The organism is Lentzea sp. NPDC037011 (genome assembly GCF_055607425.1).
In genome coordinates this window covers 170,770-193,921 of the sequence record NZ_JBVJRT010000004.1, presented here as the reverse complement: position 1 = coordinate 193,921, position 23,152 = coordinate 170,770, and the positions used below count along the sequence as shown (strand labels likewise).

Below are 23,152 nucleotides of genomic sequence, written 5' to 3'. Positions count from 1 at the left end.
ACCCTTTCGAACCACGGCAGGGACATGGCTCCGCAATGTGTAGTGCGTGTGAAGCCCCGCTGTCATCCCGCCATCCGTATGGCGCCACCTGGTGGAACGGGGCTGACCGTCAACCGAGGTGCGCGCCGCGACGGGGTGCGCCGCACGCCGCGGGCGGCGCACCCCGTCCGAGGTCAGGCGGTGCGCGCGGCGGCCTCCCTGGCGGCCTGCTCGACGCGGGCGACGTGCGCGGGCCAGTCCTGGCCGTCGGGCAGGTTCGACACGGCCGCGCGCAGGCCGACGGTGCCGTCGAGGGTCTCGCGGACGATGTCGGCGTGGCCGCAGTGCCGGTTGGTCTCGGCGATCACGTGCACGAGCAGCAGGTGCAGGGTGACGTGCCTGCGGTCCTGCGGCCACCACGGCACGACACCGGGTGCGTCCAGGGGCAGCTCCTCGATGGAGCTGTCGGCGAACGCGGTGGCGCGGGCGTGCAGGGACAGGACGAACTCGCGGGACTCCTCGGCGGTGGCGAACATGTCCGCGTTCGGGTCGCCGTTGTCGATCCAGGGCAGGGTCTCGCCGAAGGGGCGGCCCAGGCAGGCGCCGAAGTACTCCTGCTCCACGCCGGCGAGGTGCTTGACCAGGCCGAGCAGGTTGGTGCCGGTGGGGGTGAGCGGGCGGCGCACGTCGTACTCGGACAGGCCGTCGAGCTTCCACAGCAGGGCCTCGCGGGCTGCTTTGAGGTAGTGGTGCAGGTCTGCCTTGGGGTCACGGGACATGGGCGTCACCCTGCCATGATCGACAGGCGGTCTCCCGCGGGTCCGCCTGATGCGTGGTGAGGCGTTGCCGCAGGTCGCCGGGCTCGCTCCGGGGAACCTCCACGCGGACTGTGTTCACGGCTGACACACTGGGAACAATTGCGGAAAGTTTCATTCCGCGTTCGCGGGGAGGGGTGGAACTCGTGCTGGAGACGTCGGCCCGGCTGCTGAAGCTGCTGTCACTGCTGCAGTCCCCGCGCGACTGGACGGGTCCGGAGCTGGCACGGCGGTTGCAGGTGACGACCAGGACGGTGCGCAACGACGTGGACCGGCTGCGCACCCTGGGCTACCCGGTGCACGCGACACCCGGGGTGACCGGCGGGTACCGGCTGGGCGCGGGAGCGAGCCTGCCGCCGTTGCTGCTCGACGACGACGAGGCGGTGGCGGTCGCGCTGAGCCTGAGCACGCAGGACTCCGAGACCGCGGACCGGGCGCTCAAGAAGCTGGAGCAGGTGCTGCCCTCCCGGTTGCGCCACCGGGTCTCGGCGGTGCGGGAGCACAGCACCGGCACGAGCGCGGAGCCGGACCCGGACGCGATGGTGACGATCGTCGACGCCTGCCGGGCACGGGAGCGGTTGCGGTTCGACTACGTGGCGTTCGACGGCACCGAGGACCGCCACGAGGTCGAGCCGCACCGGCTGGTGCACGCGCGGGGCCGCTGGTACCTGGTGGCCTGGGACGTGGCGCGGCAGGACTGGCGCACGTTCCGCGCCGACCGGGTGCGGCCGCGGGTGCCGGCCGGGCCGCGGTTCACGCCGCGGGAGCTGCCGGACCTGGAGACCCACCTGGCCCAGGGCCTGGCCACGGCGGCGTGGCGGTGGCGCACGACGGTGCTGGTGCACGCGCCGGCGGCGGAGATCGCGGCGAGGGTGCCGGCGGCGCTGGTGGAGGCGGTGGACGAGCGCACGTGCCGGGTGACGGCCGGGTCGGACACCCCGCAGGTGCTGGCGGTGCACCTGGGAATGCTGGACGCGGAGTTCGAGGTGGACGGTCCGCCGGAGCTGGTTCAGCACCTGGGAAAGACGGCTGACAGGTTCCGCAACGCCGTCGATACTGCCGGGCATGGGTAAGAGCTACGAGCGCATCGAGCCGCGACTGCGGGAGTTCATCGAGGACCAGAAGGTGTTCTTCGTGGCGACGGCGCCGCTGGCCGGGGACGGTCACGTGAACCTCTCGCCCAAGGGCCGCGCGGGCACGCTGCGCGTCCTCGACGACCGGACGGTGGCGTACCTGGACTTCGGCGGCAGCCACGCCGAGACGATCGCGCACGTGCGGGAGAACGGCCGGATCACGCTGATGTGGTGCGCGTTCGACGGGCCGCCCAATATCGTGCGCGTGCACGGCCGCGGCGAGGTCGTCTTCCGCGACGACGCGCGTTTCACCGAGCTGGTCACCGGCTTCGGCGACGCCGACGGGCCGGGGCTGCGGGCGGTCGTCGTGGTGCACGCGGAGCTGGTCAGCGACACCTGCGGGTTCGCCGTGCCGTTCATGGACTACCGCTCCGAACGCACGCTGCACGCGGACTACTTCGGCCGCAAGTCCGACGAGGAGTTCCGCGAGTACACCGGCAAGAAACCGACGAACGTCGCGAGCATCGACGGCCTGCCCGCGGTGCCGCTGCCCCTGCCGCCGCGTTAGGACATCAGGAACCGGTCGAGCACGCGGGCACCGAACTCCAGGCCCTCGACGGGAACGCGTTCGTCGACACCGTGCGCCATCGCGCGGTAGTCGTACCCCCGCGCGGGCAGCAGCAGCGGCGCGAAGCCGTAGCAGTGGATGCCCAGCTTGCTGAACGCCTTGGCGTCGGTGCCGCCGCCCAGGCAGTACGGGACGACGACGGCGGAGGGGTCCTCGTCGCGCAGCGCCTCGGCCATGGCGGTGAACCAGGGTGTGTCGACCGGCGCCTCGACCGGTGCCTGGCTGTTGATCAGCTCCCTGGTCACGCCGGGGGCGAGCAGGGAGTCGATGGTGGCGAGGACCTCCTCGACGGTGCCGGGCAGGGTGCGCACGTCGAGCTCGGCGGTGGCGGTGCCGGGGATGACGTTGACCTTGTAGCCGGCGTCGAGCACGGTCGGGGTGGTCGAGCAGCGCACGGTGTTCTCGACGAGCTTGGCGGCCGGGCCCAGGCGGGCGACGGTGGCGTCGACGTCGTCGAGGTCGACCTCGACCCCCAGTGCCTTGCCCGCGCCGACCAGGAACGCCTCCGCGGTCGGGGTGAGCACGACGGGGTGGCGGTGGGCTGCGATGCGGGCGAGGGTGGTGACCAGGGCGGTGACGGCGTTGTCGGGGTTGCGCCGCGACCCGTGCCCGGCGCGGCCGGTGGCGGTGAGCCGCATGTGGGAGGTGCCCCGCTCGGCGGTGCCGACCGGGTACAGCCGCACACCGTCGACGTCGTAGGAGAACGCCCCGGACTCGCTGATCGCGGCCTGCACCCCGGCGAAGTGGCCGGCGTGGTGCTCGACGAGCCAGTGCGCACCATAGGCGCCCAGGTCCTCCTCGTCGGCGACGAACGCGAGCACGACGTCGCGGCGGGGGCGGCGGCCCTCGGTGTGCCAGCGGTGCACCACGGCCAGCGTCATGGCGACCATGTCCTTCATGTCGACCGCGCCGCGGCCGTGGACGAACCCGTCGCGGATCTCGCCGCTGAACGGGTCGAAGCTCCACTCGGCGGGGTCGGCGGGCACCACGTCGAGGTGGGCCTGCACCAGCACGGCGGGCAGGCCGGGGTCGGTGCCGGGGATGCGGGCGAGCACGTTGGTGCGCCGCGGCGCGGGTTCGAGCAGCGTCGGCACCACGCCGCTGTCGTGCAGCACGGCCGCGACGTGCTCGGCGGCCTCGCGTTCGCCCCGGGACTCACCGCCGCCGCGGTTGGTGGTGTCGAAGCGGATGAGCTGCGCACACAGCTGTGCCACGTCCAACGTCATGGGGCCACCGTAACCACAGGTGCCTCGTGAGAAGGTCACGGCACCCACGATCCGGGACGATCGCACGCACCGGGTGTGCGGCGGGGGTCAGCCGTAGATGCCCTCGATCGCCCCGGCGGCCACGTGCGTGACGACCTTGAACGCCTTCATCGCCTCGGTCATCGACACCGCGTCGAACCCGACCCGCCGCACCCCGACGAGCTCGACGGTCGGCACGACCGCGGCGGCGTCGGCCAGGTGGGTGGCGTCGAACTCCACCTCGACGCGATGCGCCGCCACGGCACCGCGGTCACGCCCGGCGCGTGCCATCGACAGCGTCGCCGCCTCGGTGATGCGGGAGTGGGCCACCGCGGGCGGCAGGCACACCGCGGCGTAGCGCGACACGCACTCCTTCACGGCCACGAGCTGCGCGCCGGGCGCGTAGGCGCGGGCGTCGGCACAGGTGCGGTCGTCGCCGGTGACCATGAGCACCGGCACCCCGTGCTCGGCGGCCAGTGCGGCGTTGAGCAGGCCCTCGGAGGCAAGTACGCCGTCGAGCCACACACCGGTGACGGAGTTCTCCAGGTAGGTGTGGGCCAGCACCCCGGTGTCGCCCGCGGCGGCGTGGTAGCCCAGGAACACCACCCCGTCCACGCCCGAGTCGACGCCCTGCATCATCGACAGCGGCTTGTGGCGGCCGGTGAGCAGCCGCGCGGCCGGGTGCAGCTCCTCCAGCAGCAGGTTGCGCTGCGAGGAGTGGGCCTCGTTGACGAGCACGTCGGTCGCCCCGCCGGCGACAAGGCCCTCGACGCAGGCGTTGACGTCGCCGGTGAACAGCCGCCGGAACCGCTGCCACGGCTCGGTGCCGGGAACGACGTCACCGGTCCAGGTGACGCCGGTGGCGCCTTCCATGTCTGCCGAGATCATGATCCGCACATCTGGGTAACGTAGCGGCGGGCGGCTGGGGAGAGGGGTATTTCGTGCGGGTGAAGTTGTGCGCGTTGGTCGCTGCCGCGACCGTCCTGGGGGCCACGACACCGGCGGCGGTGGCGCAGCAGCCGACGATCCTGAAGGTCGCGATCGTGCAGCAGATCGACTCGCTGAACCCGTTCCTGGCGGTGTTCCAGTCGAGCACCGAGGTCAACCGGCTGATGTACGACTACCTCACCGCCTACGCCGCCGAGGACCAGCGTGTGACCGAGGGGATCGCCAGCCGGTGGGAGACCTCGGCGGACAAGCTCACCTGGACCTTCACGGTGCCCGAGGGCAAGAGGTGGAGCGACGGGCAGCCGATCACCGCCCACGACGTCGCGTTCACCTACACCCTGATGCTGACCGACGAGGCCGCGCGCACCGCCAACGGCAGCTTCGTCGCGAACTTCGAGTCCGTCACCGCCACCGACGACCGCACCGTGGTCATCAGGACCAAGGCACCGCAGGTGACGATGCTGGCGCTGGACATCCCGATCGTGCCCCGGCACGTGTGGGAGGAGGTGACCGGCGTCAAGGACTACGCCAACGACCGGATGCCCGTCGTCGGGTCCGGGCCGTTCGTGCTGACCGAGCACGTGGCCGGGCAGTTCATCAAGCTCAAGGCCAACAAGGACCACTGGCGGGGCGCACCGAAGTACGACGAGTTGCACTTCGTGTACTTCCAGAACTCCGACGCCGCGGTGCAGGCACTGGGCAAGGGCGAGGTCGACCTGGTCAACCGGATGGCACCGGCCCAGTTCGACTCACTGGCCGGCCGGCAGGGCGTTACGCGCAACAAGGCGCAGGGCCGCCGGTTCACCGAGCTGCTGATCAACCCCGGCGCCGCCACCCGCTCGGGTGAACCGATCGGCGACGGCAACCCGGCGCTGCGCGACGTGCGGGTGCGGCGGGCCATCGCGCAGGCCGTCGACATGGACGCGCTGGTCTCCCGGGTGAACCTCGGCTACGCCGAGCGCGGTGCGGGCCTGGTGCCACCGGTGTTCGCCAAGTGGCACTGGCAACCGAGCGAGCAGGAACGCCGCAGGTACGACCCGGCCGCGGCCAACGCCGCCCTCGACGCCGCCGGTGTCGCGCGCAAAGCCGACGGGACCCGGTTGGCGCTGCGGCTGATGGGCCGGGCCGGACGCGCCTACGACGAACAGGCCTCGGAGTACCTGAAGCGGTCGCTGGGCGAGGTCGGGATCGCACTGGACGTGCGGCTGGTGTCGGACAACCAGCTCAACGAGGCCACCACGGCCGGCACCTACGACCTGGCGTTCTCCGGCTGGGCCACCAACGTCGACCCCGACTTCGTGCTGAGCCTGCACACCTGCGGGCAGCGTCCCGGCGCGGACGGCAAGGGCGGCACCACCGACGCCTACTTCTGCGACGAGACCTACGACCGGCTCTACGCCCGCCAGCTCTCGGAGTTCGACGAGACCAAGCGGATCGAGCTGGTCAAGCAGATGCAGGCCCGCTTCTACGACCAGGTGCCCGCGGTCGTGCTCGCCTACGACAACGCCCTGGAGGCCTACCGGTCCGACCACGTCGCCCGCTTCACCACGCAACCGGCGCAGGGCGGCGTGATCATGGCGCAGAACGGCGTGTGGGGCTACTACGGCGCCGAACCCGCCGACCGGGCGGCGACGACGGCGACGGTGAGCCGCACGGCACTGGTCATCGGCGGCGTGGTGCTGCTGGGGCTGGTCGCGGTGGTGGTCGCCGTGGTGGCGCGGCGGCGGGCGACGGTGGGGGAGCGCGAATAGCGTGCGGCTGCTCGGTCGGCTCGGCGGTGCTGCGCTGAGCCTGGTGATGGTGGCGGTGCTGGGGTTCTTCCTGTTCCGCGTGGTGCCCGGCGACCCGGTGGTGTCGATGACGCGCGGACGGCCGACGACCGCGGCGATGCAGGCCGAGCTGCGCGCGCAGTTCGGCCTGGACCGGCCGCTGCCGGAACAGTTCTGGACCTACTTCACCGGGTTGCTGCGCGGTGAGCTGGGCACGTCGTTCACGTTCCGCCGGCCGGTGGCCGACGTGATCGCCGAACGCCTGGGCCCGACGCTGCTGCTGGTCGGCACCGGCACGCTCATCGCGGTGCTGCTGGGCCTGTGGCTGGGCATCCGGGCGGCGTGGAAGCGCGACACGGCGTTCGACCGGGTGACGACCGGGGTGTCGCTGACGCTGTGGGCCGTGCCGACGTTCTGGCTCGGCATGCTGCTCATGATGGCCACCGGCGACCTGTTCCCCTCCCGCGGCATGCGCGACACCGACACCGCACCCGACTTCCTGTCCCAGGCACTGGACGTCGGGCACCACCTGGTGCTGCCGTCGCTCACGCTGGTCGCGGTCGTGGCGGCGGAGTACATGCTGGTGATGCGCTCGTCGCTGCTGGAGGAGATGCACGCGCCCTACCTGACCACGGCACGGGCCAAGGGGCTGCGCGACGACCTGGTGCGCCGCCGCCACGCGGTGCCCAACGCGGTGCTGCCGGCGATCACGCTGGTGTTCCTGCGGTTCGGACTGGTGGTCGGCGGGGCGATCACGACGGAGACGGTGTTCTCCTGGCCGGGGCTGGGGCTGTTGTTCTACGACGCGCTGACCGGACCGGACTACTTCCTGCTGCAGGGGCTGCTGGTGGTGACGGCGGGCGGGGTCGTGGTGATGAACCTGCTGGCCGACCTGCTGCACGGCGTGCTGGACCCACGGGTGAAGGTCGTATGAGGGTGATGCTGTCCCACCGCTCGGGTGTCGCGGGCGCGGTGGTGCTGCTGGTCGCGGCGGTGGTGGCGGTGCTCGCGCCGTGGCTGGTGCCGGCGGAGGCGCTGGACGTGACGCGGGTCAGCGCACGGGCCTGGCAGCCACCGGACGCGGCCGCGTGGCTGGGCACCGACCACACCGGCCGCAGCGTGGCCGCCCTGGTCGTCTCCGGTGCGGGCACGTCGTTGTTCGTCGGGCTGACCGCGGCGGTGCTGTCGGTGGGCATCGGCACGCTGGTGGGCATCACCAGCGGGCACTTCGGCGGACTGGTGTCGGGGGCGTTGCTGCGGGTCACGGACTTCTTCCTGGTGCTGCCGGCACTGGTGCTCGCGATCGCGCTGTCCACGGTGCTGCCGCGCGGGCTGGGCACCATCGTGCTGGCCATCGGGCTGACGAGCTGGCCCTCGACGGCCAGGATGGTGCGGGCGCAGACCCTGACGATCGAGGCACGGCCGTTCGTGGAACGCGCCCGCGCCCTGGGCGGCGGGCACCTGCACGTGATCGGCCGGCACGTGCTGCCCTCGGTGGTACCGCTGGTGCTGGTGAACACGACGCTGGCGGTGGCGTCCTCGATCGTGGCGGAGTCGACGCTGGCGTTCCTCGGGCTGGGCGACCCGACCCGGATCTCGTGGGGCGCGATGCTGCACCAGGCGCAGCTGCACGGCGCGGTGCCGCAGCGGGCGTGGTGGTTCCTGTTGCCGCCGGGAGTGGCGATCGTCGTGGTGGTGCTGGCGTTCACGCTGGTCGGCCGCGCCCTGGAAGCCGTTGTGACACCGAAGAGGTGACCTGGTGCTGGAGCTGAAGAACCTCACCGTCCACTACGGACCCAAGCGGGTCGTCGACGACGTGAGCCTCACCCTGGCCGCCGGGCGGACGCTGGGCCTGGCGGGGGAGTCGGGGTCGGGCAAGTCGACGCTGGCGATGTCGGTGCTGCGGCTGCTGCCCAAGACCGCGCGGGTCGAGGGCGAGGTGCTGCTCGACGGCGAGGACGTCGCGGCGATGTCGTGGGGCCGGCTGCGAGCGGTGCGGTGGGCATCGGCGTCGGTGGTGTTCCAGGGGGCGATGCACTCGCTGAACCCGGTGCGCCGCGTCGGCGAGCAGATCGCCGAACCGATGCGCCTGCACCACACGCCCGGCAACGTCCGGGAGCTGCTGGAACAGGTCGAGCTGCCGGCCGGCAAAGCCCGCGCCTACCCGCACGAGCTCTCCGGCGGGCAGAAGCAGCGGGTGATGATCGCGATGGCGCTGGCGTGCTCACCGCGGCTGGTGATCGCCGACGAACCGACCACCGCACTCGACGTCGTGGTGCAGGCCCAGGTGCTGGCACTGGTCACACGGCTGGTCACCGAGCAGGACCTGAGCCTGCTGATGATCAGCCACGACCTGTCGGTGCTCGCGCAGACCTGCGAGGACCTGGCGGTCATGCACCGCGGCGCGCTCGTGGAACGCGGCGGCACCCGCACGGTGATCGCGAACCCGCACCACCCGCACACCGCGGCGCTCGCGGCGGCGTTCCCGGTCATCGGCGACCCCGCCCACCGCTGGACCGAGCCCGCGGAAGACCCCCCGCGGCCACTGCTGCAGGTGCGCGACCTGCGCGTGGACTACGGCCGGACCCGCGCGGTCGACGGCGTCGACCTGGAGGTCGGCCACGGGGAGATCGTGGCGCTGGTGGGGCAGTCCGGCTCCGGCAAGACGACACTGGCCCGCGCCATCATGGGCCTGCGGGCACCGTCCTGCGGCACGGTGGTCTTCGACGGCGCCGAGGTGCCCCGCTCGGGCCGGGCGCTCAAGGCGTTCCGCCGCCAGGTGCAGCTCGTGCTCCAAGACCCCGCCAGCGCCCTGAACCCCCGCCACACCGTCTACGCCGCCGTCGCGGAGGGACTGCGCGTGCACGGCCTGGCCGACGACGAACACGCACAGGTCACAACCGCCGTCGAACGAGCCGAGCTGCGGCCCGCGACGGTGTACCTCGACGCCGTGCCGCACGAGCTGTCCGGCGGCCAGCAGCAACGGGTGGTGATCGCCGGCGCCCTGGTGCTGCAACCCCGCCTGCTGGTGGCCGACGAACCGGTCGCCTCCCTGGACGCCTCGGTGCGCGGCGAGATCGTGGCGCTGTTGCTGCGGCTGCGCCGCGAGCTGGGCCTCGCTTCCCTGATCATCACCCACGACCTCGGGCTGGCGTGGCAGATCGCCGACCGGGTCGCGGTGATGCACCAGGGCAAGATCGTCGAACAGGGCCCGGTCGACCAGGTGCTGCTCAACCCCGAACACGACTACACCCGCACCCTGGTCCGCGCGGTACCGCGCATCTGAGGCGCTGCACCGCCCCCGCCGAGATCGGCAGGGGCGGCGTGGACCGCTGCGACCGCACCCGCCAGCGGCCGCGGGTACAAGCCGCCGATCAGCTGTTCGTGCCCCACGATCCGCCCAACCTCCAGCGCGAGCAGCGCCCACTGCCGCATCGCGGCGGCCTCCCGCCCACCGACCTGCCCGGACCCGGCACCCCACCACCACGACCAGTGCTCCTTCCCGGCACCGCACACCCACCGAGCCGGAACCGGCATTGGTCCGAACAGGCCGACTACCGGTGCAAAGCGGTGATGGTGTGTATCCGAACGCCCGCGTGCGATCTCCTTCCGATCGGTCGGGGAACAGAACCCAACGAGCGGAGACCACGCGCATGAGACCCACCCTCACGGTCGGCACCGCACTGGTGACCACCGTGGCCTTGGCCCTGCCCGCGCACGCGGCCACCGGCAACCTGCCCGGCGGCACCAGCATCGGCGTCACCATCACCAGCCCCGCACCCGGCACCCTGGTCGTACCGGGCCCCGTCACCGTCACCGGCAAGGCCACCATCGGCACCGGCGTCGCGATCGTCGACACCGCGCTGACCTACGTCCTGGACGTGTCCGGCTCCACCGCCTCACCCGTGGCCGCCGGCTGCGGCGGAGACCACAACGGCGACGGCCAGCCCAACACCGTCCTGGACTGCGAGGTCGCCGCCGCCAAGGCCCTGCACGCCAAGGCCGCCGTCCCCAACACCGTCGTCGGCAGCGTCGGCGCCGCCGTGTTCGGCACCGACGGCACGCCGGTCGACGTCAGCCCCGCCGCCGGCGAGCAGAAGACCGCCGCCCCCGCCGCCGACACCAACGGCAACGGCACCCCCGACGTCATCGAGGCGGTGACCACCGCCCGCTACGGCGGCGTCGGCCTGTTCACCGACCACAGCTTCCCCAGCGGCACCAACTACACCGCCGCGCTGACCGCCGGACTCGCCTCCGCCACCGCCGCACCGCAGCAGCGCAAGCTCATGGTGTTCCTGTCCGACGGCGCCGGTGCCGGCTCCGTCGACGCCCAGCTGCAGCAAGCCGTCGCCGCCGGCATCACGATCTACACCTTCGCCGTGTCCAACGGCGTCGCCTGCGACCTCGCCGGCTCGCAGAGCTCGTTGCGCAAGATCGCCGAGACCACCGGCGGCACCTGCACCGAGGTCCCCGACGTCTCCCAGCTGCCCGACCTCGTCCCCGGCGTGATCGCCTCCAAGCTCACCCAGCTCACGCTCACCGTCGACGGCGGCGCCGACCTGCCCGTCACCGCCATCACCCCGGCCCTGCCCCAGGACGGCCCCGCCACCGTCAACTACACCGTCGACACCCCGGCGCTGACCGCGGGCACCCACCAGCTGTGCGTCACCGCCCGCGGCACCGACGGCGGGGGACCGGGCAGCGTCACCGAATGCACCACCGTGCGCGTCAACGCCCCACCCGTCGTGCTGCCCGGCGGCCCCTACGCCGGCCAGGAAGGCACCGACGTCACCCTCGCCGGCACCGTCACCGACCCCGACGGCCCCTCGCTGACCACCTCCTGGACCGCCACCCCGCAGTCCGGTGTCGACGCGGGCGCCACCTGCACCTTCGCCGACCCCACCGCCCAGACCACCACGGTCAGGTGCACCGATGACGGCGTGTGGACCCTGCGGCTGACCGCCGACGACGGCCTCAACCCGGCCGTCTCCACGACCACGACGCTCACCCTGACCAACGTCGCCCCGAACACCACCCTCACCGCCGACAAGACCCTCGCCACCCGCGGCACCACCGTGAACTTCACCGCACCGTTCACCGACATCGCCGCCAACGACACCCACACCTGCACCTTCGACTACGTCGACGGCGGCGCGCCGGAGAACGGCACCGTCAACCACAGCGCCAAGACCTGCACCGGCTCACACGCCTTCACCACCCTGGGCGTGCACAACGTCCTGGTGACCGTCACCGACGACGACGGCGGCTCCGCCACCGCGGTGCTCACCGTCGTCATCTACCTGCGCGGCGAAGCATGGGCCCTCTCGGCCAGCGGCCTGATCACCGTCGCCAAGACCCCGCACGCCACGTGCCCGCCCAACGAGGACAAGACCATCGCAACGGTCAACGTCCTGGGCCTGGCGTCGGTCAACGCCCTGCACGCCGACTGCACCCTCGACCCCACCACCGGCCGCACCCGGGCCAACGCACGCGTCGAGGGCGCCACGCTGCTCGGCGGCGCCATCCAGCTCAACGCCGTCGAAGCCTCCTGCACCAGCGACTCGAGCGGCATCACCGGCACCTCCAAGGTCGGCAGCCTCAACGGCCAGCCGATCGGCTCCGCACCCGCCACCATCGGCATCCCCGGCGTCGCCACCGTCCACCTCAACGAAACGACCACCGGCCCCGGCGGTCAGCTGACCCAGACCGCCGTGCGCGTGCAGACGCTGCTCGGCCAGCAGATCGTCATCAGCGCGTGCCGCCTGGGCTGATCAGGCCAGCGCCCGCAGGATGATCCGCTCCACCACGCGCGTCTTGGCGTCGGCGTAGTCCTGGACCCGGTCCCAGGTCCGCCCCGCCAAGACGCGCTTGGTCCGCTCGTACTCCTCCCGGTCCGCCGGGTGGGAACGCAGCCGGTCGCGGAACACCAGCATCCGGTCGACCTCCTCACAGGCAGGGGAGAACACGTGCAGGTTCACGTCCGGCCCGTGGTCGCGCAACAACCGGTGCTCGTACCAGCCGTGCTCCCGCAACCGCAGGTAGTAGCCCGCCGCCACCAACGCCGGCACATAGGCGTCCTCGTCGTTCGAGTCCGCCACCACCAGCAGAACATCGATCAACGGCTTGGCCGCCAGCCCCGGCACCGACGTCGACCCCACGTGCTCCAGCCGCAGCACCGCCGCCCCCAGCGCACCCCGGATCCGCCGCGCCTCCCGCTCGTACCAGCCCGGCCAGTCCGGGTTGTAGTCCTCCAGCACGACCTGCCCCGACCCCACCGGCGACTCCGTCACGAACTCCACGTCGTCCGACGGCAACCGCCACGCCACGTACGCGCGTTCCAGGATCTCCAGCACGACCTCGTTCTTCGCCGCCGCGTAGTCCCGCACCCGCTCCCACTGCCGCCCGGCGAGCTCCCGCTTCACCCGCGCGTACAGCGCACGGTCCTCGTCGTTCACGCGCAACCAGTCGCGGAACACCCGATGCCGCCGCACCTGCGCACACCCCCGCGCGAACACGTGCAGGTTGACGTTCGTGTCCGGCCCCTTGAGGATGCGGTGGTGGTGCCAATCGTCCTCCCGCACCACCACCCGATACCCCACGGCCTCCAACGCCGGCACGTACGACGCCTCGACATCCGGGCTCTCCACCACCAGCATCAGGTCGACCACCGGCTTCGCGCACAACCCCGGCACCGACGTCGACCCCACGTGCTCCAGCTCCGCACCCGGCACCGCCCCCAGCACCCGCGCACGCTCCCGCTCGAACAACCCCGGCCACGCGCAGTCGTACTCCACGAGCTCGACGTCCACGACACACCCCCTCGTAGGCAGTCGGCCAGAATATCAACCCCCGAACAGGTCACCCACCGCATCAACCCGCGCCAGCACCTCATCCGCCGTGAACACCAGGTCCTCCACCACCCGGCACTCCTCGACCTCGTCCCACGTCACCGGCGCCGACACCGTCGGCCGCTCCCGCGCCCGCAACGAGTACGGCGCCACCGTCGTCTTCGCCGGGTTGTTCTGCGACCAGTCGATCAGCACCTTCCCGGTGCGCTGCGCCTTCGCCATCGTCGACACGACCAGCTCCGGGAACTCCCTCGCCAACCGCCGCGCCACCCCCTTCGCGTACTCCGACGTGTCCTTCGCCGGCGCGTACGCGTACACCTGCATCCCCTTGTTGCCCGACGTCTTCGCCCACGAGTCCACACCGTCGTCGTCCAGCACCGTCCGCACCAGCTCCGCCACCCGGCAACACTCCACCACCGTCGCCGGCGCCCCCGGATCCAGGTCGAACACCAGCAGGTCCGGATCCCGCTTCCCACCCCGCGGACCCACCGTCCACTGCGGCACGTGCAACTCCAACGCCGCCAGGTTCGCCAGCCACACCACCGTCGCCAACTCGTCGACCAGCACGTAGTTGACCGTCTCGTTGCCCTTCGTGCTGCCCGGCGACTCCAACCGCACCGTCCGCACCCACTCAGGACGGTGCTGCGGCGCGTTCTTCTCGAAGAACCACTTCCCGTCCACCCCGTTCGGGAACCGCTTCAACGTCACCGGCCGGTCCTTCAGGTGGGGGAGCAGCACCGGCGCGACCCGCGTGTAGTAGTCGATCACCTCACCCTTGGCGAACCCGAACCCCGGGTACAACACCTTGTCCAGGTTCGTCAGCTTCAGCACCCGGCCCTCGACCCGCACCGACACCTCACCGCTCACCCCGCGTCACCTCCCCGGGCGTCTTGTCCGGCCGCAACCCCCGCCACGCCGGGAACCGCATCCGCCCGTCCGGTGTCCACTGCCGGAACACCACCTCCGCCACCAGCTCCGGCTCCACCCACTTCGCGCCCCTGGACCTCTCCCTCGGCATCTCCGTCACGAACGGAGACGACCTGCGCGCCAACGCCTTCAACCGCGGCGTCAGCACCGCCAGCTCCGCGTCGCTGAACCCCGTGCCCACCGACCCCGCGAACGCCAGCCCGCCGTCCTGCGGAATACCCAGCAACAACGCACCGACCACCCCCGCACGCTTGCCCTCACCCATCCGCCAGCCCCCGATCACCACCTCCTGCGCCATCAGATCGGTGATCTTGCGCCACACCGGCGACCGCAACCCCGGCTGGTACACCGAGTCCAGCCGCTTCGCCACCACACCCTCCAGACCCTGCTCCCGGCTCGCCGCCAGCACCGCCGCCCCATCGGCGTCATACGACGGGGGAGTGAGCCAGTTCGGCCCCCTCAGCCCCAGCTCCCGCAGCAACTCACGGCGCTGCCGAAAAGGCAACGACACCAACGACCGGCCATCCAGGTGCAACAGGTCGAACACCAACAACGTCACCGGGTACTGCCGCGCCGCCCGCCGCGCCGCATCCGACTTGCTCACGTGCATCCGGTTCTGCAACACGCTGAAACTCGGCCGCCCATCCCGCAACGCCACGATCTCCCCGTCCAGCAACGCCTCCGTCGACCCCAGCTGCGCACCCACCGCCTGCAGCTCCGGATACGCCACCGTGATGTCGTTGCCCAACCGCGACCACGCCTGCACCCGGCCACCCTCGACCCGCAGGATCGCCCGGACACCGTCCCACTTGAACTCGTACGCCCACTCGTCGTCATCATCAGCAGGCAACGGACCCGGAACCGCCAGCATCGGCTTCACCTGCTCCGGCAACACCTGCCAGTCCGGCCGCGCATTCGCGTACCGCCGCTTCACCATCCAGTTCTTCCCGTCCCCACCCGACCGGAAGAACACGAACTGACCCTCGACCCGACCCCCGCGCAGGACCACGTCCACCTCGCGGTCCGACCACTTCACCGTCTCGTACCGGCCCCGGTCCCAGATGACCATCGACCCGCCGCCGTACTCACCCCTCGGGATCTCACCCGAGAACTCCGCGTACTCCAGCGGGTGGTCCTCCGTGCGCACCGCCAGCCGCACCACATCCGTCGTCGGCGGCAACCCCTTCGGCACCGCCCACGACACCAGCACCCCACCCCGCTCCAACCGCACATCCCAATGCAGGCTCGACGCGTGGTGCTCCTGAACCACAAACGTGTCCCCGTCACCACGGGGGAGAACCGCAGCACCCGGCACGGGCTCCGGCGTCCTGGCCGGATCCCGCTTGCGCCGGTACTCGTCGAGCCCGGCCATCTACGCCGACGAAGCCTTCTTCTTCGGAGCGGCCTTCTTCGCCGACGCACCCTTGCGCCCGGCCTTCGCCTTCTCCACACTCCGCTCCAAAGCCGTCATCAGGTCGATCACATCGCCCTTGTCCTCCGACTCCGGCTGCTCGGGCAACTCCGCACCCTCCGCCTTCGCCGCGATGACCTTCTCCAGAGCATCCCGGTAGTCATCGGTGAACGAGCCCGGATCGAAGTCACCCGCCATCGACTCCACCAACGACGTCGCCATCCTCAACTCCTGCGGACGCACCTCCACGTCCTGCTCCAAGAAGTCGAACTCCGCCCTGCGGATCTCATCCGGCCACAACATCGTGTGCAACACCAGCACGTCATCACGCGCCCGGATCGTCGCCAGCGTCTCCTTCTGCCGGATCGTGATCTTCACGACCGCCAGCTGACCCGTCTTCACCAACGCATCCCGCAACAACACGTACGGCCGCGCCGCCGCCTTGTCCGGCTCCAGGTAGTACGTCTTCTGGAAGTAGATCGGATCGATCTCCTCCGCCGGCACGAACTCCAGCACCTCGATCGACTTGTCGGTCCTCACCGGCAACTTCTCGAAGTCCTCGTTCTCCATGACCACCATCCGGCCGTCGTCCAGCTCATAGCCCTTGGTGATCTCGCCGTACTCCACCTCGTTGCCGCACACCGAACACACACGCTTGTACTTGATGCGCCCGCCGTCCTCACGGTGCACCTGGTTGAAACGGAAGTCGTGCTCCTCGACAGCCGTGTAGAGGCGCACGGCGATCGTCACCAACCCGAAGGAGATGGCCCCACGCCACACGGATCTCATTCCCACTGAGTACCCCTGAAATGCGGTTTTCGCACCACCACGTCACCCACACGGCCCACCCCACCGGCACCAGGGCAACCCCGACCCACCGAGGCTCCCGCACACCGGTCGAACCCCACTACATGTCCCGCAACGCCCGATACGTCCTATTGCTCGCCACCGCCGCACGCCGCTCCCGCGCCGTCGCCTCGATGTAGTTCTGACTCGTCGCCAAACTCGCATGCCCCAGCAACGCCATGATCTCGCTCGCCGACGCCCCGTCCTCCGCCAACCGCGTCGCGAACGTGTGCCGCAACGCGTGCAGGTTCGCCCCCGTCGGCACCCGGTCGTGCAACCCCGCCCACCGGAAACACGACTTCACCAGGTACTCCAACCCACCCCGCCCGATCGGCTCACCATGCCGATCCCGCAACAACGCACTGTCCCGGTCGAACCGCCCCTGCGGAAACCGCCGCCGGCAACTCGCCAGGTACGCCTCCACGATCCGCTCCATCGGCGGCTCGATCGGCACCGACCGGTCCCGGTTCCCCTTGCCCTTCACGTGCAACCGCCGATCACCCTCCCGCCCCACGACGCTCGCCAGCGTCAACGTCCGCATCTCCGCACTGCGCAACCCCGCCACCAACCCCAGCGCGATCACCAGCACGTCCCGCTCCGGCCACGGGTCACGCCCCTTGCGCGCCCCCTCCGCGGCCGCCGTCAGCAACTGCTCGGGCGTGTCCTCACCCCGCAACGGCTTGGGCACCAGGGGAGGGGTCTTCGGCCGCGCCACCGCACCCATCGGGTTGCCCGCGATCAGGTCCTCGGCCACGCAGAACGTGAGGAACTGGTTCCACGTCGACCAGGCCCGCAGCACGGAGCTCTTGGCGTGCGTGTCCGCGAACAACCCGAAAGCGTGACGCAGGTTGGCGCCCGTGAGGTCCTGCACGACGAGGTCCTCGACGGGGGAGGAGAGGGTCTCGGCCAGGAGTGCGGTCACGCCGGCGAGATCCCGCTGGTAGGCCGCGGTGGTGTGCGGCGAGTCCTTGCGGGTCCGGCGGGCGAGGAAGAAGGCGTCCTGCGCGGCGAGCACGTGCATATGGATCTTGTACCGCACAGCACCGACAATTCCGCGTTCTGTGCTGGATAATGGCGATTATGCATCAAATGTCCGTTTCGCCGGACTCCGGCGGCGGGCGGTGGCACGGTCGGTGGCGCCGGAGTTCCTCGGGGAGCCCGCGTCACGATTCACCGGTTCGCGCGTCTCTTCCACAACCAGTCGATGCCGACCGCGCTCCGGCATCGCCGAGGTTCGAGGTTCAGGCGTCTGCAGGGGTGTCCGCCGACCTGCCCGTGGGCGACACCCGCAGACGCACCTGAGGACGGTCCGGCGCGACGGCCTGGGATTCGGGTCCTTCTGGACGATCTCCGCAGGTCGCCGTTTCGCCGATAATCTACATTATGTCAAGTAACGCGGATCTGGTGCTCCTGAAGTCCTCCTCCGGGGTTCGCGCGCCTGCCTTGCGCCGCGTTGCGTTCGCCGGGCGCCGACGCTCGGTTCGCGTGTCGGTTCGTCGTTCTGCGTCGGGACGCGCGTCGCTGTTGCCGCTTGGTGAAGGTGGCGCTTCGGTGACCGCGCTGCGGCCGCTCGCCGACGCTCGCCTGCTTTCGTCACCGTGGCGTTAGCTCCCCTGGTCAGATGATCTTGTCAGGGGTGCTTGCCACACTCGGTGCATGCGATTTGCGATGTACGTGCCGTGTTTCGGTCCGGAGCTGGGTGACCCGGCTGAGCTCGTGTCGCTGGCGGTGGCCGCCGAGGAGGCGGGGTGGGACGGGTTCTTCCTGTGGGACCACGTGGTGGTGCCGGACGAGCCGGTGGTGGCGGACGTGTGGGTGGTGCTGGGTGCGGTGGCGGCGCGGACGTCGTCGATCCGGTTGGGGCCGGTGGTGACGTCGTTGGGGCGGCGGCGGCCGTGGAAGGTGGCGCTGGAGGCGTCGACGGTGCAGCGGTTGTCGGGTGGGCGGTTGGTGCTGGGGGTGGGTGCGGGGACGCCGCAGGACTTCTCCCCCTTCGGTGAGGTGGTGTCGCGGGCGGAGGCGATGTCGGAGGGCGTGGGGTTGGTGCGGGCGTTGTTGTCGGGTGAGGTGGTGGATCACCGGGGTGCGTTGTTCCGTGCGGAGGGTGTGCGGTTCGCGCCGGTGGAGGTGCCGATCTGGGTGGGTGGGGTGTGGCCTCGGGAGGTGCCGTTCCGTGCGGCGGCGTTGGCGGACGGGGTGGTGCCGGCGGTGTTCGGTGGGTCGGGGTTGGCGGTGGTCTCCCCCGCTGATGCGGCGCGGATCAAGGCGGAGTTCGTGGCGTCGGGTGGGCCGGTCGGGGGTGATCTGGTGATCTGGGGTCCGGGGTTGTCGGATGTGGGTGCGTATGAGGAGGCGGGGGTGACGTGGGTGCTGACTGATGGTGGTGCGCGGGATGTGGCGGGGTTGCGGGAGTTCGTGGTGGCCGGTCCCCCGCGGTAGGTGTGCGGTCAGGAGGCGTGGAGGCCTTCGAGGAGGGTGTCGAGGTAGCGGTGGGCCGTGGTGACGCGGTCGTGGGTGGGGTGGCCGTGGAGGTGGACGGCGTAGGCGATGCCGCACATGAGGGGGACGATGTCGCCGTCGTGGACGGTGGTGCGGACGTGGCCGGCGTCGCGGGCGCGGGCGAAGAGGGCTTTGCCGAGTGCTTGGAGTTGGTGTTTGAGCTCGGTGGTGTGCGGGAGGGCGTCGGTGGTGGAGGCGACGACTTTGACCATGGCGGGGTCGGTGACCTGGGCTTCGACGGTGCGTTCGAGGAAGGTGCGCAGGGCGTGCCAGGGGTTGTCGGCGGTGAGGGCGTGGTGGCCGTGTGCGGTGAGGGTTTCGAGGCAGGGGGTGGCGATGGTTTCGAGGAGGGCTTCGGTGGTGGCGAAGTGGCGGTAGACGGTGCCGACGCCGAGGCCTGCGCGGCGGGCGACGTCGTTGAGCTGCAGTGGGGTGCCTTGGTCGACGAGTTCGCGTGCGACGGCCACGATGCGGTCGAAGTTGCGGGCGGCGTCCTTGCGCAGCGGCGTCATGTGTCCAGGGTAATTGGATAGCCCATCCGTATTGGGTCAGCTGGGCTCGAGTGGCGCGTGCTGTTCACTGAGGCGGCGGATGGCGGCGATCACGTGGGGTTGCAGTGCGGTGCGGTGGGGGGTGGTGGGTGTCCCGTTCGGCCCAATGAGGAGTTGTGTTCGGCCGGTGAGTGCGGGGTCGGTGGCGGCGGTGATGGAGGATTGTGCGGCGTGGGTGGCGGGTCGGGCGGTGGAGCGGTCGAAGGTGCGTTTGACCAGTGGCCAGAGCAGGCGCAGTGGTGGGGAGACGATGTTCGGGTCGTTCATGGTGCCGTTGGTCATGTCGGTGGCTGCTCCGCCGGGGTCGGCGGCGATCACGGTGATGCCGTTGGTGCGGGTGCTGAGGTCGAGGGTGTAGGCGAGGTTGGCGAGTTTGGCGCGGCCGTACCAGTGGAAGGCGTAGTAGCCGCCGGGTGGTTCGGTGTGGTCGAAGTTCTTCTTGGCGGCGATGACGGCTGCTGAGGTGACGTTGACGATGCGGCCGGTGATGACGGGCAGGAGCAGTTCGGTGAGCAGGTAGGGCGAGAGGTGGTTTACGAGGAAGGTGGCTTCGAGGCCGTCGATGTGCTGGTGTCGGGGGAACATGGCGCCGACGTTGTTGATGAGGACGTCGAGTGGTCCTTCGTCGGTGAGTTTGCGGGCGAGTGCGCGTACTTGGTGCAGTGAGGCGAGGTCGGTGCGGAGGAATCGGGCTTCTCCCCCGATCTGTGCGGTTGCTTGGTGTCCTCGTTGTGGGTCGCGTCCGATGACGGTGACGGCGAATCCGCGTCGGGCGAGTTCTTTTGCGGTTTCGAGTCCGATGCCGGCGGTTGCGGCGGTGATGACTGCTTTGGGTGGCATGGCGTCTCCTGTGTGGATAGTTGATCCGTTTCGGGACGCTAGCACATCCGGATGAGCTATCCGTTTGTCGCGTGCGCGAGAATCCCCGCTCGTGGACCTCGCTGTGATCGCCCAGGCCGCGGGCATGTTCGCCGTCACCAACGTCGACGACCTGGTGCTCCTGGCCCTGTTCTTCGCCCGCGCCCGCTCCGCCTGGCAGATCGTGGCCGGTCAGTACCTGGGTTTCGCGGGCATCCTCGTGGTGGCGGTGCTGGGTGCCCTCGGCGCTTCCCTGCTGCCCGAGCAGTTCCGCCCCTGGCTCGGCCTGATCCCCCTGGCGCTGGGCCTGAAGGCGGCCTGGTCGCTGTGGCGCGGGGACGACGACGGCGACCCCGGCGCGGCTCCGGGCGTCCTGGCCGTCGCGGGTGTGACGCTGGCCAACGGTGGCGACAACATCGGCGTCTACGTCCCGGTCTTCACGGTGACCGACGCGCTGTGGCTCTACGTCGTGGTGTTCCTGGCGCTCGTGGGCGTGTGGTGCCTGGCGGGCTGGTTCCTGGCCTCCCGGCAGGTGGTCGCCCGCGCGCTGGCCAGGTGGGGTCACATCGCGTTGCCGGTGGTGCTGGTCGGGATCGGTCTGCTGGTGTTGTTCTCCGGCTGAGTCACCGGAACAGGGTGTCGAGCACGTGGCCGAGGATCGCGGCGGGGTCGGCGGCCGGGGCGACGGTCTGGCGCAGGGCGAGGCCGATGCCCAGTGCGCCGAGCAGGACGACGGCCTGCTCCAGGGGCAGGGCGGGGTGCAGGCCGAGGCGGCGGGAGTGTTCGCGCAGCAGTGCGGTGACGGCGTCGTCGTGGCGTTGCTGGACGGCGGCGACCTGGGCCGCGGTGCCGGGGTTCTGGGCGGTCGCGGCGAGCACCTCCGCGGCGGCCGCGCTCCACCGCGCGGCCTGGTCGCCGGTCGTGGTGGCGGGTGTGAGTGCGGCGATCAGCTCGTCGCGGGTGGTGGCCGCGCTCAGGGCGGTGCGCAGGGTCTGCAGGTGGGCGTCGGCGTCGGTGTCGACGAGGGCGAGCCAGAGGCCTTCCTTGCCGCCGAAGTGCTTGTAGACGGCGCCGCGGGTGTAGCCGGCGTCGGCGGCGATCTCCTCGACGGTGGCGGCGAGGAAGCCGCGGCGCAGGAAGACCTGGCGGCCGGCGGTGAGCAGGTGGTCGTGGGTGAGCCGCTGCTGCTCGGCTCGGGTGAGGCGGGTCATCGCCGTCCATTCGGTAACACGGTGTTTCTGGATACGCGACGTTACTGTACCGTCGGGTGAGTGGAGCTCCTGGCGTCCGTGGCCGCGTTGCTGAGCCTGCCCCTCTTCCTGGCGGGTTTCGCCTGGTACGCCCATCGGGCCCGGCGCAGCGGCAGCGGGCATTCGCTCATGGCGCCGTTCGAGGAGATCTGGGACCCGGTTGCACACCGGACGAACGTCGAGGTCCAGGCCGAGGCCCAGCGGCAGGACGAGGCGCCCGCGCCCGGTGACCCGGTCAGGTTGCGCCGCAGGCGGTAGGCCGGGTGCTCACAGGGGCCACAGCGGCCGTGCGCGGGTGGGGTCCGCGACCGCGTCGGACAGGGCGGCGGCCAGTCCCGCCAGGTCCTGTTCGCTGAGGTCCCTCTCCCCCACCCGGCGCAGCACCTCCGCGCGCGAGCACACCACCACCGCTCCCGGGCAGGCACCGAGCTCGGCCGCGGCGACGATCTCGGTGGCCCCGTCGTGCAGGACCAGGACCGGGTCGGGGGTGTCGGTGTAGAGCAGGTGCTCGATGTCCCTACCCGTGATGGCCATGGTCAGTCTTGTACGGCGCGGGCGTAGCGGGCCGCAAGGGTGCGAACGTGTGCAACCAGGTCGGGCGGTGAGGTGACCTCGAAGTCGAAGCCGAGCATGCTGATCCAGACGGCGAGGGTCTCGACGGAGTCCGAGCCGGTCACCAGGACGCAGGTGTGCTCGTCGACGGCCTCGACGCTGCCGATGGCGGGGCTGATCCGGGTGAGGACCTCGGTCGCGGGGGCGTGGACGAGGACGCGGGCCTCGTAGCGCCAGGCCGCGGAGGTCACCCGGGAGGCGACGTAGGTGGTGGCGTCGAGCTCGCGCGGGGTGAAGCGGGGCCCGTGCGGTGGTACGGGGCGGCTGATGCGGTCGACGCGGAAGCTGCGCCAGTCCTGCTTGTCGGCGTCCCAGGCGACGAGGTACCAGCGGCGGCCCCAGTTGACGAGGCGGTGGGGTTCGGCGCGGCGGCGGGTGGGGGTGCCGTCGTGGGAGGTGTAGTCGAAGCGGAGGGTGTCGCTGTCGCGGCAGGCGGCGGCGAGGGTGGTGAGCAGCTCGGGGTCCAGCGCCGGTGCGGGGCTGTCGCGGGGGACGGACTCGACGCCTTCGAGCGCGGAGACGCGGTGGCGCAGCCGGGAGGGCAGGACCTGTTCGAGCTTGAGCAGGGCGCGCAGCGACACCTCCTCCAGGCCCGTGACCGGCGTGGTGCGCAGGGCCACGGCGACGGCGACGGCCTCGTTGTCGTCGAGCAGCAGCGGGGGCAGCTCGGCGCCGGCGCCGAGGCGGTAGCCGCCGAAGCTGCCGGTGGTGGCGTTGACCGGGTAGCCGAGCTCGCGCAGCCGGTCGACGTCGCGGCGGACGGTGCGGGGGCTGATCCGCAGCTCGTCGGCGAGCTCCGAGCCCTGCCAGTCGCGGCGGGACTGCAGCAGGGCGAGCAGGCGCAGCAAGCGTGCGGAGGTTTCCAACATGACCCGGAACTTTAGGACAGGAGCT

24 protein-coding genes are annotated in these 23,152 nt (G+C 71.0%); 10 read left to right on the top strand and 14 right to left on the bottom strand.

Annotated elements, in window-relative coordinates; genetic code table 11:
* Positions 1-173: 173 nt before the first annotated feature.
* The gene (locus ACZ7CH_RS13000; protein WP_470373929.1) at positions 174-758 is read right to left on the bottom strand and encodes a DinB family protein; all 585 of its coding nucleotides are present in this window, start codon (positions 756-758) and stop codon (positions 174-176) included.
* A 182-nt stretch (positions 759-940) separates the two neighbouring features.
* On the opposite strand from ACZ7CH_RS13000, the gene ACZ7CH_RS12995 reads away from it, so the two are divergent.
* A complete protein-coding gene (locus ACZ7CH_RS12995) occupies positions 941-1,867 on the top strand; it encodes a helix-turn-helix transcriptional regulator (protein WP_360394856.1) in 927 nt (308 codons plus the stop codon).
* Positions 1,860-2,435 (top strand): pyridoxamine 5'-phosphate oxidase family protein, encoded by a 576-nt coding sequence (locus tag ACZ7CH_RS12990; protein WP_470369259.1) that lies wholly within the window; start codon positions 1,860-1,862, stop codon positions 2,433-2,435. Before ACZ7CH_RS12995 ends, ACZ7CH_RS12990 begins: the two co-directional genes overlap by 8 nt.
* Here ACZ7CH_RS12990 and ACZ7CH_RS12985 read toward each other — a convergent pair.
* Complete coding sequence (locus tag ACZ7CH_RS12985; protein ID WP_470373928.1) at positions 2,432-3,721, bottom strand: M20/M25/M40 family metallo-hydrolase; 1,290 nt, start codon at positions 3,719-3,721, stop codon at positions 2,432-2,434. The two genes, ACZ7CH_RS12990 and ACZ7CH_RS12985, sit on opposite strands and share 4 nt — an antisense overlap.
* 87 nt (positions 3,722-3,808) lie before the next feature.
* Positions 3,809-4,636 carry a M55 family metallopeptidase gene (locus ACZ7CH_RS12980; protein WP_360394543.1) on the bottom strand — a complete coding sequence of 276 codons (828 nt, stop codon included), beginning with the start codon at positions 4,634-4,636 and terminating at the stop codon, positions 3,809-3,811.
* Positions 4,637-4,680: 44 nt separating this feature from the next.
* Here ACZ7CH_RS12980 and ACZ7CH_RS12975 point away from each other — a divergent pair, with 44 nt between their 5' ends.
* Genes ACZ7CH_RS12975 through nikE form a run of 4 tightly spaced genes read left to right on the top strand, consistent with a single transcriptional unit; the run spans position 4,681 to position 9,742 of the window.
* Positions 4,681-6,438, top strand: a complete 1,758-nt coding sequence (locus ACZ7CH_RS12975) for an ABC transporter substrate-binding protein (RefSeq protein WP_470373927.1) — start codon at positions 4,681-4,683, stop codon at positions 6,436-6,438.
* Position 6,439: 1 nt separating this feature from the next.
* Positions 6,440-7,390, top strand: a complete 951-nt coding sequence (locus ACZ7CH_RS12970; protein WP_458432257.1) for an ABC transporter permease — start codon at positions 6,440-6,442, stop codon at positions 7,388-7,390.
* Positions 7,387-8,211, top strand: coding sequence for an ABC transporter permease (locus tag ACZ7CH_RS12965; RefSeq protein ID WP_360394535.1), 825 nt, complete (start codon positions 7,387-7,389; stop codon positions 8,209-8,211). Before ACZ7CH_RS12970 ends, ACZ7CH_RS12965 begins: the two co-directional genes overlap by 4 nt.
* 4 nt (positions 8,212-8,215) lie before the next feature.
* Positions 8,216-9,742: a nickel ABC transporter ATP-binding protein NikE gene (gene nikE / locus ACZ7CH_RS12960; RefSeq protein ID WP_470373926.1), complete on the top strand. Its 1,527-nt coding sequence runs from the start codon at positions 8,216-8,218 to the stop codon at positions 9,740-9,742.
* Here nikE and ACZ7CH_RS12955 read toward each other — a convergent pair.
* On the bottom strand, positions 9,703-9,993 hold the full coding sequence (locus tag ACZ7CH_RS12955) for a hypothetical protein (protein WP_470373925.1): 291 nt from the start codon (positions 9,991-9,993) through the stop codon (positions 9,703-9,705). The genes nikE and ACZ7CH_RS12955 overlap by 40 nt on opposite strands.
* Before the next feature lie 116 nt (positions 9,994-10,109).
* On the opposite strand from ACZ7CH_RS12955, the gene ACZ7CH_RS12950 reads away from it, so the two are divergent.
* Positions 10,110-12,227: a choice-of-anchor P family protein gene (locus tag ACZ7CH_RS12950; protein ID WP_470373924.1), complete on the top strand. Its 2,118-nt coding sequence runs from the start codon at positions 10,110-10,112 to the stop codon at positions 12,225-12,227.
* On the opposite strand, the gene ACZ7CH_RS12945 is transcribed toward ACZ7CH_RS12950, so the two are convergent.
* From ACZ7CH_RS12945 to ACZ7CH_RS12925, 5 genes are all read right to left on the bottom strand, one after another.
* Positions 12,228-13,265: a GrpB family protein gene (locus ACZ7CH_RS12945; protein WP_470373923.1), complete on the bottom strand. Its 1,038-nt coding sequence runs from the start codon at positions 13,263-13,265 to the stop codon at positions 12,228-12,230. It abuts the gene before it with no gap.
* A 33-nt stretch (positions 13,266-13,298) separates the two neighbouring features.
* Positions 13,299-14,171 (bottom strand): non-homologous end-joining DNA ligase, encoded by an 873-nt coding sequence (ligD, locus tag ACZ7CH_RS12940; protein WP_360394522.1) that lies wholly within the window; start codon positions 14,169-14,171, stop codon positions 13,299-13,301.
* Positions 14,161-15,603 carry a non-homologous end-joining DNA ligase gene (gene ligD, locus ACZ7CH_RS12935; protein WP_470373922.1) on the bottom strand — a complete coding sequence of 481 codons (1,443 nt, stop codon included), beginning with the start codon at positions 15,601-15,603 and terminating at the stop codon, positions 14,161-14,163. Before ligD (ACZ7CH_RS12935) ends, ligD (ACZ7CH_RS12940) begins: the two co-directional genes overlap by 11 nt.
* The gene (gene ku / locus ACZ7CH_RS12930) at positions 15,604-16,431 is read right to left on the bottom strand and encodes a non-homologous end joining protein Ku (RefSeq protein WP_360394517.1); all 828 of its coding nucleotides are present in this window, start codon (positions 16,429-16,431) and stop codon (positions 15,604-15,606) included.
* Positions 16,432-16,549: 118 nt separating this feature from the next.
* Positions 16,550-17,527 carry a tyrosine-type recombinase/integrase gene (locus tag ACZ7CH_RS12925; protein WP_360394514.1) on the bottom strand — a complete coding sequence of 326 codons (978 nt, stop codon included), beginning with the start codon at positions 17,525-17,527 and terminating at the stop codon, positions 16,550-16,552.
* Positions 17,528-18,144: 617 nt separating this feature from the next.
* On the opposite strand from ACZ7CH_RS12925, the gene ACZ7CH_RS12920 reads away from it, so the two are divergent.
* Entirely contained in the window at positions 18,145-18,927 is a 783-nt protein-coding gene (locus ACZ7CH_RS12920) for an LLM class flavin-dependent oxidoreductase (protein ID WP_360394512.1), read from the top strand.
* Positions 18,928-18,935: 8 nt separating this feature from the next.
* On the opposite strand, the gene ACZ7CH_RS12915 is transcribed toward ACZ7CH_RS12920, so the two are convergent.
* Both ACZ7CH_RS12915 and ACZ7CH_RS12910 read right to left on the bottom strand, forming a co-directional pair.
* Positions 18,936-19,499, bottom strand: a complete 564-nt coding sequence (locus tag ACZ7CH_RS12915; protein ID WP_360394510.1) for a TetR/AcrR family transcriptional regulator — start codon at positions 19,497-19,499, stop codon at positions 18,936-18,938.
* 36 nt (positions 19,500-19,535) lie between these two features.
* The gene (locus ACZ7CH_RS12910; RefSeq protein ID WP_470373921.1) at positions 19,536-20,378 is read right to left on the bottom strand and encodes an SDR family NAD(P)-dependent oxidoreductase; all 843 of its coding nucleotides are present in this window, start codon (positions 20,376-20,378) and stop codon (positions 19,536-19,538) included.
* Positions 20,379-20,469: 91 nt separating this feature from the next.
* Between ACZ7CH_RS12910 and ACZ7CH_RS12905 the strand changes: the two genes are divergently transcribed.
* Entirely contained in the window at positions 20,470-21,018 is a 549-nt protein-coding gene (locus ACZ7CH_RS12905; RefSeq protein WP_458432248.1) for a cadmium resistance transporter, read from the top strand.
* A gap of 1 nt (position 21,019) precedes the next feature.
* Here ACZ7CH_RS12905 and ACZ7CH_RS12900 read toward each other — a convergent pair whose 3' ends face one another.
* Positions 21,020-21,607, bottom strand: a complete 588-nt coding sequence (locus ACZ7CH_RS12900) for a TetR/AcrR family transcriptional regulator (RefSeq protein WP_470373920.1) — start codon at positions 21,605-21,607, stop codon at positions 21,020-21,022.
* Between the two features lie 60 nt (positions 21,608-21,667).
* On the opposite strand from ACZ7CH_RS12900, the gene ACZ7CH_RS12895 reads away from it, so the two are divergent.
* Positions 21,668-21,904: a hypothetical protein gene (locus ACZ7CH_RS12895; RefSeq protein ID WP_360394499.1), complete on the top strand. Its 237-nt coding sequence runs from the start codon at positions 21,668-21,670 to the stop codon at positions 21,902-21,904.
* 9 nt (positions 21,905-21,913) lie between these two features.
* On the opposite strand, the gene ACZ7CH_RS12890 is transcribed toward ACZ7CH_RS12895, so the two are convergent.
* Positions 21,914-22,180, bottom strand: a complete 267-nt coding sequence (locus ACZ7CH_RS12890; RefSeq protein WP_360394496.1) for a hypothetical protein — start codon at positions 22,178-22,180, stop codon at positions 21,914-21,916.
* A 2-nt stretch (positions 22,181-22,182) separates the two neighbouring features.
* Complete coding sequence (locus ACZ7CH_RS12885) at positions 22,183-23,127, bottom strand: helix-turn-helix transcriptional regulator (RefSeq protein WP_360394493.1); 945 nt, start codon at positions 23,125-23,127, stop codon at positions 22,183-22,185.
* Positions 23,128-23,152: the final 25 nt, after the last annotated feature.

Excerpts from the sequence above, each read along its gene's own strand:
- ligD (WP_470373922.1), bottom strand. The coding sequence starts at position 15,603 with ATGGCCGGGCTCGACGAGTACCGGCGCAAGCGGGATCCGGCCAGGACG.
- ACZ7CH_RS12955 (WP_470373925.1), bottom strand. The coding sequence starts at position 9,993 with ATGCCGGTTCCGGCTCGGTGGGTGTGCGGTGCCGGGAAGGAGCACTGG.
- ACZ7CH_RS12890 (WP_360394496.1), bottom strand. The coding sequence starts at position 22,180 with ATGGCCATCACGGGTAGGGACATCGAGCACCTGCTCTACACCGACACC.
- ACZ7CH_RS12990 (WP_470369259.1), top strand. The coding sequence starts at position 1,860 with ATGGGTAAGAGCTACGAGCGCATCGAGCCGCGACTGCGGGAGTTCATC.
- ACZ7CH_RS12950 (WP_470373924.1), top strand. The coding sequence starts at position 10,110 with ATGAGACCCACCCTCACGGTCGGCACCGCACTGGTGACCACCGTGGCC.
- ACZ7CH_RS12965 (WP_360394535.1), top strand. The coding sequence starts at position 7,387 with ATGAGGGTGATGCTGTCCCACCGCTCGGGTGTCGCGGGCGCGGTGGTG.
- ACZ7CH_RS12900 (WP_470373920.1), bottom strand. The coding sequence starts at position 21,607 with ATGACCCGCCTCACCCGAGCCGAGCAGCAGCGGCTCACCCACGACCAC.
- ACZ7CH_RS12985 (WP_470373928.1), bottom strand. The coding sequence starts at position 3,721 with ATGACGTTGGACGTGGCACAGCTGTGTGCGCAGCTCATCCGCTTCGAC.
- ACZ7CH_RS13000 (WP_470373929.1), bottom strand. The coding sequence starts at position 758 with ATGTCCCGTGACCCCAAGGCAGACCTGCACCACTACCTCAAAGCAGCC.
- ACZ7CH_RS12910 (WP_470373921.1), bottom strand. The coding sequence starts at position 20,378 with ATGCCACCCAAAGCAGTCATCACCGCCGCAACCGCCGGCATCGGACTC.
- ACZ7CH_RS12885 (WP_360394493.1), bottom strand. The coding sequence starts at position 23,127 with ATGTTGGAAACCTCCGCACGCTTGCTGCGCCTGCTCGCCCTGCTGCAG.
- ACZ7CH_RS12920 (WP_360394512.1), top strand. The coding sequence starts at position 18,145 with ATGCGATTTGCGATGTACGTGCCGTGTTTCGGTCCGGAGCTGGGTGAC.
- ku (WP_360394517.1), bottom strand. The coding sequence starts at position 16,431 with ATGAGATCCGTGTGGCGTGGGGCCATCTCCTTCGGGTTGGTGACGATC.
- ACZ7CH_RS12915 (WP_360394510.1), bottom strand. The coding sequence starts at position 19,499 with ATGACGCCGCTGCGCAAGGACGCCGCCCGCAACTTCGACCGCATCGTG.